At 45.5% G+C, this 17,939-nt stretch carries 13 protein-coding genes; 5 read left to right on the forward strand and 8 right to left on the reverse strand.

Annotated elements, in window-relative coordinates; genetic code table 11:
• Positions 1-6: 6 nt before the first annotated feature.
• Positions 7-2,223, reverse strand: coding sequence for a GH92 family glycosyl hydrolase (locus tag BSHG_RS14020; protein ID WP_008658550.1), 2,217 nt, complete (start codon positions 2,221-2,223; stop codon positions 7-9).
• Between the two features lie 498 nt (positions 2,224-2,721).
• Entirely contained in the window at positions 2,722-3,915 is a 1,194-nt protein-coding gene (locus BSHG_RS14015; protein WP_008658551.1) for a multidrug effflux MFS transporter, read from the reverse strand.
• 149 nt (positions 3,916-4,064) lie between these two features.
• On the opposite strand from BSHG_RS14015, the gene BSHG_RS14010 reads away from it, so the two are divergent.
• Positions 4,065-4,919 (forward strand): helix-turn-helix domain-containing protein, encoded by an 855-nt coding sequence (locus BSHG_RS14010; protein ID WP_005784835.1) that lies wholly within the window; start codon positions 4,065-4,067, stop codon positions 4,917-4,919.
• A gap of 246 nt (positions 4,920-5,165) precedes the next feature.
• On the opposite strand, the gene alaS is transcribed toward BSHG_RS14010, so the two are convergent.
• The gene (gene alaS / locus BSHG_RS14005) at positions 5,166-7,784 is read right to left on the reverse strand and encodes an alanine--tRNA ligase (protein WP_005796226.1); all 2,619 of its coding nucleotides are present in this window, start codon (positions 7,782-7,784) and stop codon (positions 5,166-5,168) included.
• Between the two features lie 103 nt (positions 7,785-7,887).
• Between alaS and BSHG_RS14000 the strand changes: the two genes are divergently transcribed.
• Both BSHG_RS14000 and BSHG_RS13995 read left to right on the forward strand, forming a co-directional pair.
• Positions 7,888-8,856 carry a M23 family metallopeptidase gene (locus BSHG_RS14000; protein ID WP_008658558.1) on the forward strand — a complete coding sequence of 323 codons (969 nt, stop codon included), beginning with the start codon at positions 7,888-7,890 and terminating at the stop codon, positions 8,854-8,856.
• A 14-nt stretch (positions 8,857-8,870) separates the two neighbouring features.
• Positions 8,871-9,236 carry a MerR family transcriptional regulator gene (locus tag BSHG_RS13995; protein WP_005784840.1) on the forward strand — a complete coding sequence of 122 codons (366 nt, stop codon included), beginning with the start codon at positions 8,871-8,873 and terminating at the stop codon, positions 9,234-9,236.
• A gap of 54 nt (positions 9,237-9,290) precedes the next feature.
• Here the strand turns inward: BSHG_RS13995 and BSHG_RS13990 are convergent, their stop codons facing one another.
• The 5 genes from BSHG_RS13990 to BSHG_RS0220195 form a co-directional block, all read right to left on the reverse strand.
• Positions 9,291-11,534, reverse strand: a complete 2,244-nt coding sequence (locus tag BSHG_RS13990; RefSeq protein WP_005796220.1) for a RelA/SpoT family protein — start codon at positions 11,532-11,534, stop codon at positions 9,291-9,293.
• A 68-nt stretch (positions 11,535-11,602) separates the two neighbouring features.
• Complete coding sequence (locus tag BSHG_RS13985) at positions 11,603-12,901, reverse strand: lytic transglycosylase domain-containing protein (protein ID WP_005784844.1); 1,299 nt, start codon at positions 12,899-12,901, stop codon at positions 11,603-11,605.
• A gap of 24 nt (positions 12,902-12,925) precedes the next feature.
• Positions 12,926-13,792 carry a DUF5683 domain-containing protein gene (locus BSHG_RS13980; RefSeq protein ID WP_005784846.1) on the reverse strand — a complete coding sequence of 289 codons (867 nt, stop codon included), beginning with the start codon at positions 13,790-13,792 and terminating at the stop codon, positions 12,926-12,928.
• Positions 13,793-14,683, reverse strand: coding sequence for a ParB/RepB/Spo0J family partition protein (locus BSHG_RS13975; protein WP_005775476.1), 891 nt, complete (start codon positions 14,681-14,683; stop codon positions 13,793-13,795).
• A gap of 8 nt (positions 14,684-14,691) precedes the next feature.
• Complete coding sequence (locus BSHG_RS0220195) at positions 14,692-15,459, reverse strand: ParA family protein (protein WP_005784850.1); 768 nt, start codon at positions 15,457-15,459, stop codon at positions 14,692-14,694.
• A 504-nt stretch (positions 15,460-15,963) separates the two neighbouring features.
• On the opposite strand from BSHG_RS0220195, the gene surE reads away from it, so the two are divergent.
• Positions 15,964-16,731, forward strand: a complete 768-nt coding sequence (gene surE / locus BSHG_RS13970) for a 5'/3'-nucleotidase SurE (RefSeq protein ID WP_005784852.1) — start codon at positions 15,964-15,966, stop codon at positions 16,729-16,731.
• Positions 16,728-17,861, forward strand: coding sequence for a lipid-A-disaccharide synthase (lpxB, locus tag BSHG_RS13965; RefSeq protein ID WP_005784854.1), 1,134 nt, complete (start codon positions 16,728-16,730; stop codon positions 17,859-17,861). Before surE ends, lpxB begins: the two co-directional genes overlap by 4 nt.
• Positions 17,862-17,939: the final 78 nt, after the last annotated feature.

Genomic DNA, 17,939 nt, shown 5'->3' on the forward strand with positions numbered 1-17,939 from the left:
TACAAGTTATTGATCACTCGTAACTTTCTCCTTTCCCATTTCAAACTCAAGGGTTGCACCACTCATAATCTGTTCATGAGTAATGTAACTTTTATCATAGGGTTTTCCATTCAGTTTGGTTGATCGGATATAGATATTCTCTTTGCTGACAGCCGGAGCTTTGACAGTGAATGTTTTCCCGTTGTCAAGGTGCAGTTGCACTTCCGGGAAAAGGGGAGTACCTATTTCATATTGACCGCTTATCGGATTTACCGGATAGAATCCCATGGCGCTGAATACATACCAAGCCGACATCTGGCCGCAGTCTTCGTTTCCGCAGAGTCCGGCAGGGCTGTTCAGGTAGAGTTCGTTCATTACTTTTGCCACATACTCCTGGGTTTTCCAGGGTTGGTCTACCGCATTATAAAGGTAGATGACGTGATGGCTCGGTTCGTTTCCGTGAGCATATTGGCCTATCATTCCGGTACTGAAGAGCGGAAGTTCGTCGTCGGCCGAAGGATGGAAGGTGAACATGCTGTCCAGCTTTTGTGCAAAACGTTCTTTTCCGCCTGTCAGACCGATCAGTCCGTCTATGTCATGCTGTACCGACCAGAAATATTGCCAACCGTTACTTTCGCAGATATGCGGTGTATAAGCATCTGCTTTAAAGTCTTTCTGAAATTCTCCCTTGTCATCACGAGGTTGCATGAACGAGGTTGCCGGATTGTATACGTTACGATAGTTTTGCGACCGCTTATAGAATTCGTCCGCAATCTCTTTCTTTCCCAGTTTTTCTGCCATGCGGGCAATGCAGTAATCATCATAAGCGTATTCAAGTGTTTTGGATAACGACCAGTTTTCGGCATTATAACTATCTTTTTCATTGAAAGGAACATATCCCAGTTCTTTATAAGCACCAATTCCGCGGTAATTGTCCAGGTTGGCAGTGGCTACACAAGCTTCCAATGCCTTTTCCGGATCAAAGTTTCCAATACCTTTCAGATAAGCATCCACGATGACCGGAACGGCATGATAGCCAATCATCATATCTGTTTCACTACCGTAGAAATTCCAAACCGGCAGGCGTCCGTTCTGTTCGTAGAAAGCCAGAAATGATTGAACCATATCGTTGGTACGTTCGGGTTCGGTATAGGTAAATAGAGGATGTGCGGCGCGGTATGTATCCCATAAAGAGAAAGTACTGTAGTTTACCCATCCGTCTGTGCGATGAACCTTTTTGTCCGGACCGTAATACGAACCGTCGACATCGCTATAAATGGTAGGAGCAAGCATGGTGTGATAGAGTGCGGTGTAGAAGTTTACCCAATCGTCCTTATGGTCGCCTTTGACTGCGATTTTAGAGAGTTGCCGGTTCCAGTTGTCCCGTGCAGCCTCACGATATTTATCGAAATTATCCTCCGGAACTTCGGCTGCCAGATTTTGAGCTGCTCCTTCCATGCTGACACCGGAAAGGGCTGTGTTGACAAGTATTTGCTCTCCTTTTTGTGTGTCGAAATCGAATCGGGCTATGGTAGCCGTACCCATTCGTTTTCCGTCTTTCAGGATGGCAGTTGTATCCATTTGAACGGCTGTAAAAGGTTTAGAGAAGCGTGTACGGAAATAGACGTGCTGATCACGTGCCCATCCGTCGGAGAAGCGGTATCCCTGAATGGTTACCGAGTCGATAACTTCGATGTGCGAATCATTGGTAAAGTCCCAATTCATAGCTTTTTTCAGGTTGAGGAAGATAGCGGCTTTGGCTTCAGGAAAAGTGTAACGCTGAATGCCGCATCGTTCGGTTGCCGTCAATTCGACGTTGATGCCGTAATCTTTCAGCAGTACCTGGTAATATCCTGCCGTGGCACTTTCGTCCTGATGGGAAAATTTGGAGTAAATACCTAACGGAGCTTCTGCTTCTTTATAAGGCAGGGTGACGGGCATGAAAGAGATGTCATATAAGTCGCCTGCTCCCGTACCAGAAAGGTGGGTATGGCTGAATCCGGCAATAGTGCTATCGGGATAAAAATATCCGGAGATACGGTCCCAGCCGGGAAGTCCGTTGTCCGGACTAAGTTGTACCATGCCGAAAGGGACTTGTGCTCCGGGATAGGTATTACCGGTGAAATCGGTTCCGATAAATGGGTTTACATATTGGGTATAGTCAATAGTTGCCTGTTTAGGGGTAGACGTACAGGCAGTGAAAACAAATAAAAGAATAAATAGTGAATGAAAAAGTACTTTCATGCGGCTTGGGTTAGAGTTTTTTAAGTAATTGATTGATTTAGTGTGCAAAGGTAGAGAATATAAATGTAAAACGAAAGAGCTTGTGTGCTGATTGATTCGTCTTTTTGTATTTCGACTCGTTATCATGAGGGCGGAGGGGGCATTATAAACAGCCGGGGGAGATAATATGCTTTCCGTTTCAGTGATCCCTTCTTAATGTTTTGAAAAACGGGATGTATAGATAAAATACATCTGTTCCCCGGCGTACAATCGAACGTATGAGATGATTTGGATGGAGTTCTTATAGGTTGAAAAGAGGAGAACCGTTGCTTTAAAAGCCAAAGGATTGTTGGTTTTAAAGGCAGGATCCTTTGGTTTTCAATTAACATCTTGAATCTTAAGTATCTGTTTGTTAGTGAATCATGGCTTATGGTATGCTTTGACTTTATCTTTAGTCGGTTGCATTGGATTTTAAATCTCCTTTTAGCGTTTTGTCAGGAAAGAACGCCATAGTAACTTTCAATGATATAGCACTCCGGAGGGTTGAACGGATTGTGACAGTACATATCGGGTGCATGCATAGGCACAGGCAGAACCTGCTAAAAACAATATTCCGGTAGAGGTCATCATATCTCCTAAACTTACCAATGGCGATACAATACCTCCGAATGCAAACCCGGTGGCTCCCAAAAGTGCCGAAGCAATGCCTGCATTCCGTCGCTCACACTCCATGGCCAAGGTGTTGGATGCTGTAAAAGTCATGCCAATCATCGAGAGTAGAGCGAAGATCAATAACTCGTAGATCCAAAAATCACATCCCAAGGACAAGAATACCATCAATAGTGCAGATACTGACAGCATGCCCCGGCTTCCTATATATAAAGCCCGTTCCATGGTAGGTAATTTTATCGATATGGCTGAAAAGATAACCATTGCTATCGCATTGATTCCGAAACAGAGGCTGAAGGATAGAGGAGAGAGTCCGTAGTGTTGTTGCATGATGAATGGTGCAGAAGAGATATTGACAAACAGTATTCCCATAGTGAAACCATATTGCAGGACGTAGCCTACATAGCGGCGGTTGCGGAGGACTTCTCCGAAACTATGGTATAAGTCTTGCCAACTCACAGTCTGTCTGTGTTTTGCCGGAAGTGATTCGTTCAAATGTAAGCTTCCGGATAGGAGAACCACTCCCATAAAGAATAAGCAGATAAAGATGCCTTGCCAGCTTGTTATCTGAGCCAGTATACCTCCTCCGATAGGGGCGATGACTGTAGCTATTCCATTTATTCCGCCGATAACGGCAAGCATGCCGGCCAGTTGCTGTCCCGAATACTCGTCGGTAGCTATGGAGCGGGAAATCACTACACCACCTGCTCCGGCAATGCCTTGTAAGAATCGGGATGTCACAAATTGTGAAATGGTATGTGAAAAGATGCACCCCACCGTAGCGAGCAGGAACAGAATCATGGCCAGAAGTAATGGAGGACGTCGCCCGTACTTGTCACTCAAGGGACCGAAAATTAATTGTCCGGCAGCCAAGCCAATCATGCTGGTGGTGAGTCCCAATTGTACCATAGAAGATGAAGTGTGGAAAAAATCTGCCATAGCCGGTAAGGTAGGCAAATACATGTCCATTATAAAAGGGCCGAAAGCACTTAATACACCTAAAAATAATAATAAGAACCGTCTGGAATTCTGTCTGTCAGTCATTGCTATTCTCTTTGATCAATACGGTTGCAAAATTACTCCATCTGTTAGGAATCGAATATAGGCTAATCTGTACAAAACATGTTGTTTTCAGAACAAAATAGCCTGAATATCAAAAATAAGCCTACATTTGTTGCCTAAAACAGACTTTTATGAAAACAGACCGATTGCTTGCCGATACAAAAACGATCCGATATGAAGAGACCGACCTGGCCTCTTTGATATCGGCCCCATACCATTTCCGGTGTGGTATCTATCTGATTTGTACGCAGGGAGAAGCCGTTGTCTCTACCGGTGTGCAGAAATATATATTCAATGAACAGACAGAATTGATCTTCCTGACCGGCGGTTTGCTGCAAGTGCTCGAAACTTCAGGAGATTTACAGGTGAAAATGTTGATGTTTCCTAAAGAAGCATTTTTAAATGCCATGTTACCTATCGATACACCTTACTTTAATTATACTCACGAACATCCCTGTTACCATCATACTGCTGACGAACGGAGTCAGAAGACCTGGCGGCAGATCAATTTGTGGATGGATATGGCACAAATGTTGTTTACCGAACCGATGCCCCAGTTCAGGGGACAACAAGAGCACAACTTTTTGCAAAGTCTGCTTATGTGGCTGTTTAATACGATTCCGGAAAAATTGGCTGTCAGTAAGCAATATAGTCGTACGCAATTACTTTGCCATCGGTTTATGCAATTGATCCGTGAATATAGTATGCATGAACATCAGGTAGCTTTTTATGCCGAAAAACTTTGTATATCGTCTCGTTACCTGCATAAAATTACAGTTCGGCATTTAGATGGAAAGAAGCCTAAACAGCTTATTGATGAACAGTTGGTGGCCGAAATAAAAGTGCTGTTGAATGAGCCTCGTTTATCTGTAACAGAAATAGCTGAGCAACTGCATTTTCCGGACCAATCCTATTTGACGCATTTCTTTAAAAAGAATACGGGTATCTCTCCAAAAGAGTTTCGGGCGATCAAGAATCTCGGATGAGGCTGAGTCTGTCCACTCTTCTCCGTTACTGTAGTAGAAGGAGTAGAATAAACAAGATCATTCTTGCTCTTTCCGGGGGATAAAGTGAGTTTGTGATATGGACATTCGATGAAGGGGAATAAAATAGAAAGAGTCCGGTGCAGTACCGGACTCTTTACTCGGAGAGTCTATGATGTTTAATCTGACTTCTAACTTTATATGGGAACTTTCGGATAGCGTGGTACCCACTCGTAAGAGTCGGCCCCTTTAGATTCCTGCCAGTTCCAGTACCTTCTCAACAGCAGCGTTCAGTCCGTCCGGATTCTTGCCACCGGCTGTTGCGAAGTGAGGTTGACCGCCACCGCCACCCTGAATCAGTTTGGCAGCTTCTTTCACCAGATTACCTGCTTTCAGTCCGCCGGCAACCAGGTTGTCACTGATCATAACAGTCAGCATTGGTTTATTGGCATCTACTGTTCCGGCTACAAAGAAGAGATTTTCTGTAATTTCACCACGAAGTTGGAAAGCGATGTTCTTCACTACTTCGGCGGGCATCGGCAAGCAGAACTTAATGACTTTAATGCCGTTAATCTCTTGTACATTCTTCAGCAGGCGTTCTTTGACGGCAGCTTCTTTTTCTTTCATGAAGTCTTCCACCTGTTTTTTCAGTCCTGCGTTTTCGTCGATATACTTGCGAATGGCCACACCAAGGTCGGGAGCATTGTTGAAAAGAGCTTTCAAGTCGCTCAAAGTATCCTGGATCGTATCCAGCATTTCTTCTACGCGAGCTCCGGTATATGCTTCGATACGGCGTACACCGGCAGCTACCGAACTCTCAGAGATAATTTTTACCATACCGATATTTCCGGTAGCGGCAACGTGGGTACCTCCACAGAATTCAATGGATGAGCCAAACTGGATAACACGTACGTGGTCACCATATTTCTCGCCGAACAGGGCGATTGCGCCCAGTTCTTTCGCTTCTTCGATAGGGATGTTGCGGTGTTCCTGTAATGGAACATTGGCACGTATCTTGGCGTTTACCAGATGCTCTACTTTGCGGAGTTCTTCGTCTGTCACTTTCTGGAAGTGAGAGAAGTCAAAACGCAGAGAGTCCGGTGTAACCAATGATCCTTTCTGCTCTACATGTTCGCCTAAAACTTCACGGAGCGCTTCGTCCAGCAAGTGGGTAGCCGAGTGATTGGCTGCACAAGCAGCACGTTTGTCTGTGTCTACACATGCCATCATCGGAGCTTCCGGATGTTCGGGCAGTTTCTTTGTAATATGTATCGGAAGATTATTTTCTTTCTTGGTGTCGATTACTTCGATAGTCTCGAATTCGTTTACCAATACACCGGTGTCGCCTACCTGGCCACCGCTCTCTGCATAGAACGGAGTGTAGTCCAGTACGATCTGATACAGAGTTTGGTTTTTCTGTTTCACCTGGCGATAACGCAGGATGGAGGTTTCGTATTCCGTGTAATCGTAACCTACAAATTCAGTAGTTCCTTCTTTCAGTATGATCCAGTCACCTGTCTCTATGGCAGCTGCATTGCGGGCACGTTGTTTCTGCTGTTGCATTTCGGCATCGAACTCTTCGACATTGACTGTCATACCATTTTCACGCAGAATCAACTCTGTCAGGTCGAGTGGGAAACCGAATGTATCGTATAATGTGAAAGCGTCTTTACCGCTGATTTCAGTCTTTCCGTTAGCTTTGGTGTCAGCCATTGTTTTATCGAGCAGGCGGATACCGGTTTCCAAAGTACGGAGGAATGATTCTTCTTCTTCTTTGATAACCTTTTCGATCAACTCTTTTTGAGCAATCAGTTCCGGATAGGCATCTCCCATGCTGTCAATCAGAACCGGAAGCAATTTGTACATAAATGCCTGTTTCTGTCCAAGGAATGTATATCCGTAACGAACGGCACGACGCAGGATACGACGAATCACGTAACCGGCCTTGGCATTCGAAGGCAATTGTCCGTCAGTAATTGAGAACGCAATGGTACGGATGTGGTCGGCAATAACACGCATGGCAATGTCGTTCTGTTCATTTTTGCCATATTCCGTTCCGGCCATTTGGGCGATTGCTTTAATCAACGGCTGGAATACGTCCGTGTCGTAATTGGATGTTTTACCCTGCAAAGCCATGCACAGGCGTTCGAATCCCATACCGGTATCGATCACTTTCGCCGGAAGCGGCTCAAGAGTGCTGTCGGCTTTGCGGTTGTATTGCATGAATACAAGATTCCAGATTTCGATAACCTGGGGATGATCGTGGTTCACCAAGTCGCGTCCTGAAATCTTGGCACGCTCTTCTGCAGGACGGAGGTCGATGTGGATCTCCGAACACGGACCGCAAGGGCCTGTATCACCCATTTCCCAAAAGTTATCATGTTTGTTTCCGTTGATGATATGGTCTTTAGGCAAGTATTGCTCCCAGTAAGAGGCGGCCTCGTTATCACGCTCCAGGCCCTCTTCCGGGCTACCTTCGAATACTGTTGCATACAGGTGTTCCGGATTCAGTTTCAGGACGTCTACCAGATATTCCCATGCCCAACTGATGGCTTCTTTCTTGAAGTAATCACCGAACGACCAGTTACCCAGCATTTCGAACATGGTGTGATGGTAGGTATCGTGTCCTACTTCTTCAAGGTCATTGTGCTTGCCGCTTACACGAAGGCACTTTTGTGAGTCCGCGACTCTGTGGTATTTCGCCGGGTGGTTACCCAAAATAATATCTTTAAACTGGTTCATCCCTGCATTGGTAAACATCAGGGTGGGGTCATCTTTAATCACCATTGGAGCCGAAGGAACAATCTGATGTCCTTTTGACTCGAAGAAATTCTTAAACGAATCTCTGGTTTCTTTTGCAGTCAACATACTTCTATATATCTATTGTTGAGGTTAATATTCTGAAAAAAGCAGTGCAAAGATAGCTTGTTTTTATTATTTTTGCCGTATTAACAAGCGAAATATTTATAAGATGCGCAAAGTTTACTACATCTATAATCCGCAAACGCAGACTTATGACCGGATTTATCCGACTGTCCGACAACGGGCGCTGAGCATTCTCCGCCGTCTTTTTATAGGAATGGGACTGGGAGCCGGCAGTTTCATCATTCTGTTACTGATTTTCGGTTCTCCCTCAGAGAAGGAGTTGCGGAAAGAAAATAGCCAACTCTTGGCGCAATATAACGTACTCTCTCGTCGTCTTGACGAGGCGATGGGGGTGCTTCAGGATATCCAGCAGCGTGATGATAACCTCTATAGAGTGATTTTTATGGCCGATCCTGTTTCACCGGCTATTCGTCAGGCCGGTTATGGTGGTACGAACCGTTACGAACAATTGATGTATATGGCTAACTCAAAGTTGGTGATCAACACTACCCAAAAGATGGATGTACTGAGCAAACAGCTTTATATCCAGTCCAAGTCATTTGACGATGTAGTGGCAATGTGTAAAAATCATGATCAGATGCTGAAATGTATTCCCGCCATCCAGCCTATATCCAATAAGGACCTTCGGAAGACAGCATCCGGTTATGGGACACGGATTGACCCTATCTACGGAACAACGAAATTTCATGCCGGCATGGACTTCTCGGCGCATCCGGGTACGGACGTGTATGCCACGGGTGATGGTACGGTTGTGAAAATGGGATGGGAGACCGGTTATGGCAATACTGTCGAGATTGACCATGGCTTCGGATATCGTACCCGCTACGCCCATTTACAGGAGTTTCGTACTAAACTGGGTAAAAAGGTCGTGCGTGGTGAAGTTATAGCCGGGGTAGGAAGTACTGGAAAGAGTACCGGCCCGCATTTGCATTACGAAGTGCACGTCAAAGGACAGGTGGTCAATCCGGTGAACTATTACTTTATGGATTTGAGTGCGGAAGATTATGAACGGATGATTCAGATTGCCGCCAACCACGGTAAAGTATTTGACTAAAAGAGAAGAAAATCATGCAAAATACGGAGAGAGACCTGAAATTATATTACTCTATCAGTGAAGTTGCCCAAATGTTTGATGTCAACGAATCGTTGCTTCGTTTCTGGGAAAAGGAGTTCCCGCAGATATCCCCAAAGAAAGGGAGTCGTGGCGTGCGCCAGTATAGGAAAGAGGATGTGGAAACCATTCGCCTGATCTATCATTTGGTGAAAGAAAGAGGAATGACTCTGCCCGGAGCTCGCCAGAAACTGAAAGATAACAGGGAAGCGACGATCCGGAATTTTGAAATTATCGACCGTTTGAAGCAGATTCGTCAAGAGTTGATCGGAATGAGGGATGCTTTGGATGGGTTTTCAACAAGACGAGAAGAGGAGCAATGAGTGATTGTTCAAGCACTCATTGCTCCTCTTCCCGTTATTTAATTTATTGTTTTGTTAGTTTTCTACACGTGTCACCGACTTTATATTCGGAATCTTGCGCAGGTTGTTGCAAATAGCTTTTACATCTTCCACATCGTGCACATACAATTGGACCTTTCCTTCGAAAATGCCATCGTCCGTTTCCATATCCAGTTTCCGGATATTCACATTAAGCTGGCGTGAGATAACTTGTGTGATTTCATTCAGCAGCCCTACATTATCTATTCCTTTAATATAAATGTATACCAGGAACGAAAGCTTCTTGTGTGTATCCCATTCAGTGGCAATGATGCGGTTGCCGTAGCTGCTTTTCAGTTTGGCCGCTACCGGACATTGACGCTTGTGGATGATGATGCGGTCATTCTCGTCCATGTATCCCAGTACGTCGTCACCGGGGATGGGATGACAACATTCGGCCATGATATATTTCTTTTGCAGGGCATCTTCCGTCAGTTTGAGAATTTGTTTGGTGTTGATTTTTTCCTTTTCCTGCGGTTCTTTTTCCTCCTGCTGTTTATCCTTATTATTGCCAAAAGAGAAAGTCAGATACTTCATCCAGTTGCTGCTTTGTTTCTCTTTCAGTTCATTTTTGTCGGCATCTCCCAGAACGATGGTTTTGTTACCGATGGCTACAAGAAACTCTTCTTCGTTCTTCATGTTATGCAGTTTGCACAACTTCTCGATGACGGCTGCCTCCGGGCGGATCTCTTCTTTCTTAAAGAATTCATTCAACAATTCTTCTCCTTCTTTCTGGAAGGTTTTTCGTTCCTTACGCAGAATAGCCGCAATCTTAGCCCTTGCACGCGCAGTAGTGGCAAACACTTCCCATTGGGGCTGTACACGCTGTGACTTGGATGTCAGGATTTCCACTTGGTCACCACTTTGCAGCTTATGGCTTAGCGGTACCAGTTTATGATTCACTTTGGCACCTATACAGTGGCTTCCTATATCCGTGTGCAGTGAGAAGGCGAAATCCAGGGCAGTGGAGTTCTGCGGCATGGTTTTGAGCTCTCCTTTCGGGGTGAAGACAAAGATCTCCGAGGCGAATAAGTTTAATTTGATTGTATCGAGAAAGTCGATGGCATCCGGCTGCGGATCGTCGAGTATCTCTTTAATGGTACGCAACCATTTCTCCAGTTCGCCTTCGTCTTCGCTGCCTCCTCCTTCTTTATATTTCCAGTGAGCGGCAAATCCCTGTTCGGCTACATCGTTCATCCGCTCACTGCGTATCTGGACTTCGATCCACTGGCCATTATTGCCCATCAAAGTGACGTGCAGTGCCTGGTATCCGTTAGCTTTGGGGTGGCTCACCCAGTCGCGCAGACGGTCGGGATGCGGTTTATAGATTTTGGAGATAGAAACATAAATATCGAAACAGTCGTTCAGTTCCTCATCCATGTTGCGTGGTTCGAAAATGATCCGTACAGCCAGAAGATCATAAATCTCTTCGAAAGGAACATGCTTGGTCTGCATCTTGTTCCAGATAGAGTAGATGGACTTCACACGTGCCAGGATTCGATATTTTAATCCCATTTTATCCAACTGCTCGCGTATGGGAGCGGTGAATTCGTTGAATACTTTATCGCGTTCGGCGGCTGTTGCGTTCAGCTTTTCTTCAATCTCCTGATATTCTTCAGGATGTTCATATTTGAAACTGAGGTTTTCCAGTTCCGTCTTGATCTTATACAGTCCCAGGCGATTGGCAAGAGGGGCGTAAATATAAAGGGTTTCGCCTGCAATCTTATATTGCTTGTTGGGCAACATGGAACCTAGTGTACGCATGTTGTGCAGGCGGTCGGCAATCTTGATCAGGATCACCCGGATATCATCAGACATGGTGAGCAGGAGTTTCTTGAAGTTTTCTGCTTGTGCCGAAGCCCGGTCACCAAAAATACCTCCGGAGATTTTGGTCAGTCCGTCGACAATCTGTGCAATCTTGGCCCCGAAGATATTTTCGATATCTTCTACTGTATAATCGGTGTCCTCGACAACATCGTGCAGCAAAGCGGCACAAATGGAAGTCGAGCCGAGGCCTATTTCATTACATACGATCTTCGCGACGGCAATGGGGTGCATGATATACGGTTCCCCCGAGCGTCGTTTGATGCCTTTATGTGCCTGGTTGGCGAAATTGAAGGCCTTGGTTATAATCTCAATACGTTTGCGGTGCTTTGTAGCAAGATAATCGTTCAGCAATTCCTGAAACGCTTGTTCAATCATCTGCTCTTCAGCTATTTCTTTCTGGTTCTCAGTGTCCATAATTTAGTCCTTTCGTTCCTTTTCTGCAAAAATAATCAAATTTAAACATCAGGCAAGCGAAAGGCGATTTATTTGTATATTTTCAAACGTTTTCCTGCGGAAATGTTAGTTCCCCGCAATCCGTTCCAGTTTTGAAGATCTTTTACGCGTACACCATATTTTGCTGCAATGGCTCCCAGGGTATCCCCGTTTTTGATTTTATAGTAAGTGGGTGTACCACTGCCGGCTTTGGCAGAGCTGCCTCTCCTCTTGGAGGCTGAACTGTCGTCCCTGATGGCCACTGTACGCCGATTCTTGAACAGTTCGCCGGCACGGTGGGCATAAATCGTATCCTGACGGTCGATGAACGAACTGACCGCGTTTTGTGGAAGGCGCAGTGTGTACGACTTGCTTTCGCCCGGTATGATTTCTTTTTTATATTGTGGATTGAGACTTCTGATTTGGTCCATTGGGACGTTGCATAAGTCGGCTATCTGCTGGAAATGGAGGTTTTTGTTAACTTGAATCGTATCAGTGCTTTCGGGAATATTGGTTTCCATCGGGCAGATGTTGTGATCACAGTAATAGGTCATTACATAGTTAGCGGCGATAAATGCCGGTACGTAACCTCTTGTTTCTTTGGGCAGATAATTATAAATACTCCAATAGTCGGTTTCTCCTCCCGAGCGGCGGATGGCTTTGTTGATAGTGCCCGGTCCGCAGTTGTAAGCCGCAATCACAAGATTCCAGTCATGATAAATGTCATATAGATCCTTCAGGTAGCGTGCTGCTGCCCAGGTTGCTTTTATCGGGTCACGACGGTCGTCCACCAGGCTGTTTGACTCCAGACCGTACATTTTGCCGGTTCCGATCATGAACTGCCACAAGCCTCCTGCACCGGCGCGCGATACTGCCGACGGGTTCAAGGCCGATTCGATAATAGGCAGATATTTCAATTCCAATGGTAAATTATACGCATCGAGGGCCTCCTCAAAGATAGGCATATAGAAGTTGCAGGCACTCAACATAAAAGAGACTTGATTCCGCAGGCGTCCGGCATACATATCAATAAATTTACGTACAATTTCGTTGTATGGCATTTCCATAACGGTCGGCATGCGTGATAGGCGGTCGATGTATACGGAGTCGCTGAACAGCGGGTTGATCTCCGCTGTACTGCAGTCTTTTCCTAAGTCGATATAATTCTTGGCTTTCCAGTCGTTGAGCAGGCTATCGAGAGGATAAGTCATACTTTTGGGAAGCTCGATGCTCTCTTGGCGTTCTTTGCCGTTGTCGCGAATCACTACGTCTACACTCTGTGCGTTTACCTTGGGTGTGGCAAACAAAAATAATAAAATCAGGGGGCAATAGTTTGCTAATTTCTTCATTCTTATTTGTTCAATCTTCATGGGTTAAAATCTGAGGCTGCATTGCACGCCTACCGACTTGCTGCCGGGTTGCAACGGGTTGTTATTTATAATAGTAGGTTCCACCCTCATACTCAGGTCGGGTGATATGTCGAAATTCGATAGTTCCGCATCCACATAGGCGTCGATGATGGAAATCAGATATACACCGATGACGGCGAATATACTGAGATCCCGATAGCGCCGGTATGTGTCCTTTCGTTTGCGGAGCAGGTCTTTCAGTTGCGTATCGGTATAGTTATGATTCGGAGGAAGCAAATCCTGAAAACTGTTGGTATTAGGATTGTTATCCATAATATCCATATACGCCTGAGCATAGTCTTTATACATTTTCCCATTCCAGCTCAATGCGTAAGCACATCCGGCAAATCCACCATATATAATAGGTAACTTCCAGTATTTGCGGTTATAAATTTGTCCTCCGCCCGGAAATACGATGGCATACCAGGTGGCTTTCGTCGGATTAGGTACGAAAAGCTTCTTGGGCATGACGGGTGGCAGGCTATCTGCCTTTACGACCGATGGCATGACGGGTGTTTCTATCCTTTCCAGGTTCTGTCGGTTGACTTCCTCCAGGCTGTCTGCCGTAACGATGGCGGGTTTCAGGTTCTCCAAACTGTCTATCGGTGGGAGGACGACTGCTTTCTCCACTTTCACGCTGTCGGTGGCCGGAGTAGAAACGACCGGCTCGCGATGGCGGCGTGCCCGTGCTTTGGGGGCTTCGCGTACCGGAGAAATGGAGTCTTGGGATACTTTGACAGGCTCCTGTGCATACACATCAATCCCTGCTACCTGAAAGAAACAGAGAAGCAGGGCAATGTATAACGGGTATGTTTTAGTTTTTTTTGCCATTTATTTCTTCAGTGAATCGAAGATTTCCATGATACGTTCCAACTCTTCTTCATTGCTGAAGGGGATGCTTATTTTTCCTTTTCCCTTTTCAGAACAGGTCAGTTGTACCTTGGTGTTAAAGAATCCCGAAAGGTGCTGTTTCAGCATATTGAATTCTTCGGGCAGTTTGGCCCGTTTCGGGGTTATCTTTTTGGTTCCGCTCTTTACGGCTTCTCCCTCGCTCAGCGATTTCACGATCTCTTCTACTTTGCGAACGGAGTATCCGTGTTCCAGAATCTCTTCGAATATTTTAACTTGTAGTTTCGGATCGCCTAATGTGATCAGTGCCCGGGCGTGTCCCATGTCTATCTGCTTGTTTTGCAGGGCCATTTGTATCGGTGCCGGCAGTTTCAGCAGGCGCAGATAGTTGGCAATGGTCGTACGCTTCTTGCCGACACGTTCACTCAGCCGTTCCTGTGTCAGGTCATATTGCTCTATCAGGTGCTGGTAGGCCAGTGCGATTTCCACTGAATTAAGATCCTCACGCTGGATATTCTCTATCAGCGCCATTTCCATCACGTTTTCATCATCGGCTGTCCGGATATATGCGGGAATAGTATCCAGTCCGGCTTTCTGAGAGGCGCGGTAGCGGCGTTCTCCGGCAATAATCTGGTACTCGTCGTCCGAGACTTTACGTAAGGTGATGGGTTGGATAATTCCTATTTCTCTGATCGAATCGGCCAACTCCTCCAGTGCCGTTTCATCAAACTCACGGCGTGGTTGGTTGGGGTTGACGGAGATTTTCGACAGTTCTATTTCGTTAATAGACGAAGAACCTTCGGTTTTCACCTCTTCCATGGAGAGTAGGGCGTCCAGCCCGCGGCCTAATGCATTTCTTCTCTGTGTTGCCATATCTTCGTTTATTTACTGTTTCTGCTTATTAGTTCTTTAGCCAGCGCCAAATGATTTTTCGCTCCGGTGGACTCTGCATCATATAAGATGGTGGGGAGACCGTAGCTGGGGGCTTCACTCAGTTTTACGTTACGCTGGATGACGGTTTTGAACACCAGTTCTTGGAAGTGGCGTTTCACTTCATCATAGATTTGGTTGGCTTGACGCAGACGTGAGTCGTACATGGTCAGCAGAAAACCTTCTATTTCGAGTGCCGGGTTCAGTTTCGATTTGATGATCTTGATGGTATTCAGCAGTTTGCTGATTCCCTCAAGGGCAAAATATTCCGCTTGTACGGGGATAATCACCGAATCGGCCGCCGTGAGGGCGTTGATTGTGATCAGTCCCAGCGAAGGAGAGCAGTCTATCAAAATATAATCATACTCTTCCTTTAACGGAGTCAGCACTTCTTTCAGTATCTTTTCGCGGTTTTTGAGATTTAGCATTTCTATTTCGGCGCCTACGAGATTAATGTGCGATGAAATGACTTTCAACGAATCAATTTCGGTGTCATGAATAGCGTCCTGTACGTTGGCTCTGTCGATAATGCATTCGTAGATAGTACATTCAGATTGCTTGATGTCGACTCCCAATCCGGAAGAGGCATTTGCCTGTGGGTCTGCATCAACAACCAGTACTTTCTTTTCGAGCGTAGCCAGCGAAGCTGCGAGGTTAATCGTAGTCGTTGTTTTTCCTACACCACCTTTTTGATTGGCCAAAGCAATTATTTTTCCCATATTATCTAAATTTATTGGCAGCGAAATAAGTGATAAATCCTCAGAGCGCCTACTAAAAAATAGAAACTTTGCTTAATCTGTTGATAAGTCACCTGTTTTGTTAATAACTGCCAGGTGAGATACGGGCATTTTTTCTCTTTTTAGCTTGCAAATATACGTATTAAAATTGAATATCGATTCCTTTTTTTACTCACTTGCAGAAGATTAAGATTTGTAAACGGGTAGTCTGCATGGCTAAACATCAGACCCTTTCTGGGTTTACATGAAAAGAGAAGTGGAAAAACATCCCCATGTTTTGGATAATAACATCCCCATGTTCTATCTTAAAACATCCGGATGTTGTTGTGTAAAACACCCGGATGTTTTTATTCCTCTCTTTTATAGTTATCATCTATGGAAAATGAAGAGACTTTCGCTTTCCTATTTGGTTCTGTTGTCGATACAAGTTCTTTTTGTTACTTTTGTGCATTTCGAAAACATAAAATAACAGATAAGGTAGATTGTATGGAAAATAAAAGACCTCTGATCCTCGTCTCCAATGACGACGGCATCATGGCAAAAGGTATTAGTGAACTGATAAAATTCCTCCGCCCGCTGGGCGAGATAGTGGTAATGGCCCCGGATGCCCCTCGTTCCGGCAGTGGATGTGCATTGACGGTGACACAGCCGGTGCACTATCAGTTATTAAAGAAAGATGTGGGACTGACTGTTTATAAATGTTCCGGTACACCGACCGACTGCATAAAACTGGCACGGAATCAGATACTCGACCGGAAGCCGGACCTGGTTGTTGGTGGAATCAACCATGGTGACAATTCCGCTACCAATGTGCACTATTCCGGTACGATGGGGATCGTGATCGAAGGTTGTCTCAATGGGATTCCTTCTATCGGTTTCTCTATTTGTGACCATGCCCCCGGAGCTGATTTTGATGCAGCAGGACCTTATGTCCGGAGAATAGCTGCGATGGTGCTTGAGAAAGGACTTCCGCCACTGACTTGCCTCAATGTGAATTTTCCTAATACTCAGGAGATAAAAGGGGTGAGAATCTGCGAACAGGCCAAAGGACATTGGAGCGGAGAATGGCAGGCTTGCCCCCGGAGAGACGATGCGAATTTCTATTGGTTAACCGGAGAATTTATCGATCATGAACCGGAAAACGAAAAGAATGATCACTGGGCACTGGCTAATGGATACGTAGCGATTACACCTACTGTAGTGGATATGACTGCTTATCATTTTATGGATGAACTGAAATCCTGGGAATTATGAAATATTATCTGATTGTTGGCGAGGCTTCGGGCGATTTGCATGCTTCCCACTTGATGGCTGCACTGAAAGAGGAAGACCCGGAAGCTGAATTTCGCTTCTTTGGCGGTGATTTGATGGCTGCCGTGGGAGGAACAATGGTGAAGCATTATAAAGAGTTGGCCTACATGGGGTTTATCCCTGTGCTGCTACATTTGCCGACCATTTTTGCCAACATGAAGAGATGCAAGGAGGACATCGTGGCGTGGTCGCCCGATGTGGTCATTCTGGTGGATTATCCGGGCTTTAATCTCGATATTGCTAAGTTTGTGCATGCGAAAACAAAGATACCGGTTTATTATTATATCTCTCCCAAGATTTGGGCATGGAAAGAGTATCGGATCAAGAATATAAAAAGAGATGTGGACGAGCTTTTTTCCATACTTCCTTTTGAGGTAGGATTTTTCAAGGGACATCGATATCCCATTCATTATGTGGGAAATCCGACGGTAGATGAGGTGACCGCCTTCAAGGCGTCGCATCAGGAGTCCTTTGCCGATTTTATTGCCGATAGTGAATTGGCAGATAAACCTATCATAGCTTTGCTTGCAGGTAGCAGAAAACAGGAGATTAAGGATAATCTGCCCGATATGATCCGGGCTGCTTCAGCTTTTCCCGGTTATCAGCTTGTGCTGGCAGCTGCTCCGGGCATTTCTCCGGAATACTATGCCAAATTTGTAAAAGGAACGGAACTGGCGGTGATTTTTGACCGGACTTATCGTTTGCTCCAACAGGCGGATGTTGCCTTGGTTACTTCCGGTACGGCTACTCTCGAGACAGCTCTTTTCCGTGTTCCTCAGGTGGTTTGTTATCATACTCCGGTGGGCAAATTGGTGTCTTTTCTCCGAAGGCATATTTTGAAGGTGAAGTTTATCTCGTTGGTCAATCTGATTGCCGGACGTGAAGTTGTCAGGGAGTTGGTGGCCGATACGATGACGGTAGAGAATATGCGGGCCGAATTGGAGTGTTTGCTGTTTCGGGAGGATTATCGTCGCAAAATGTTGGACGGTTACGAAGAGATGGCACGGTTACTCGGACCGGCCGGAGCCCCCCGGCATGCAGCTCGTGAAATGGTGAAATTGCTTAAAAAATAGTTTTTTATTCAATAATAAACAGGAGACCGGTGCAGTAAATGCCCGGTTTTTTTATTTATAGGATATAAGGATTAACTA

Source organism: Bacteroides sp. 3_2_5, assembly GCF_000159855.2.
GTDB lineage: Bacteria > Bacteroidota > Bacteroidia > Bacteroidales > Bacteroidaceae > Bacteroides > Bacteroides fragilis.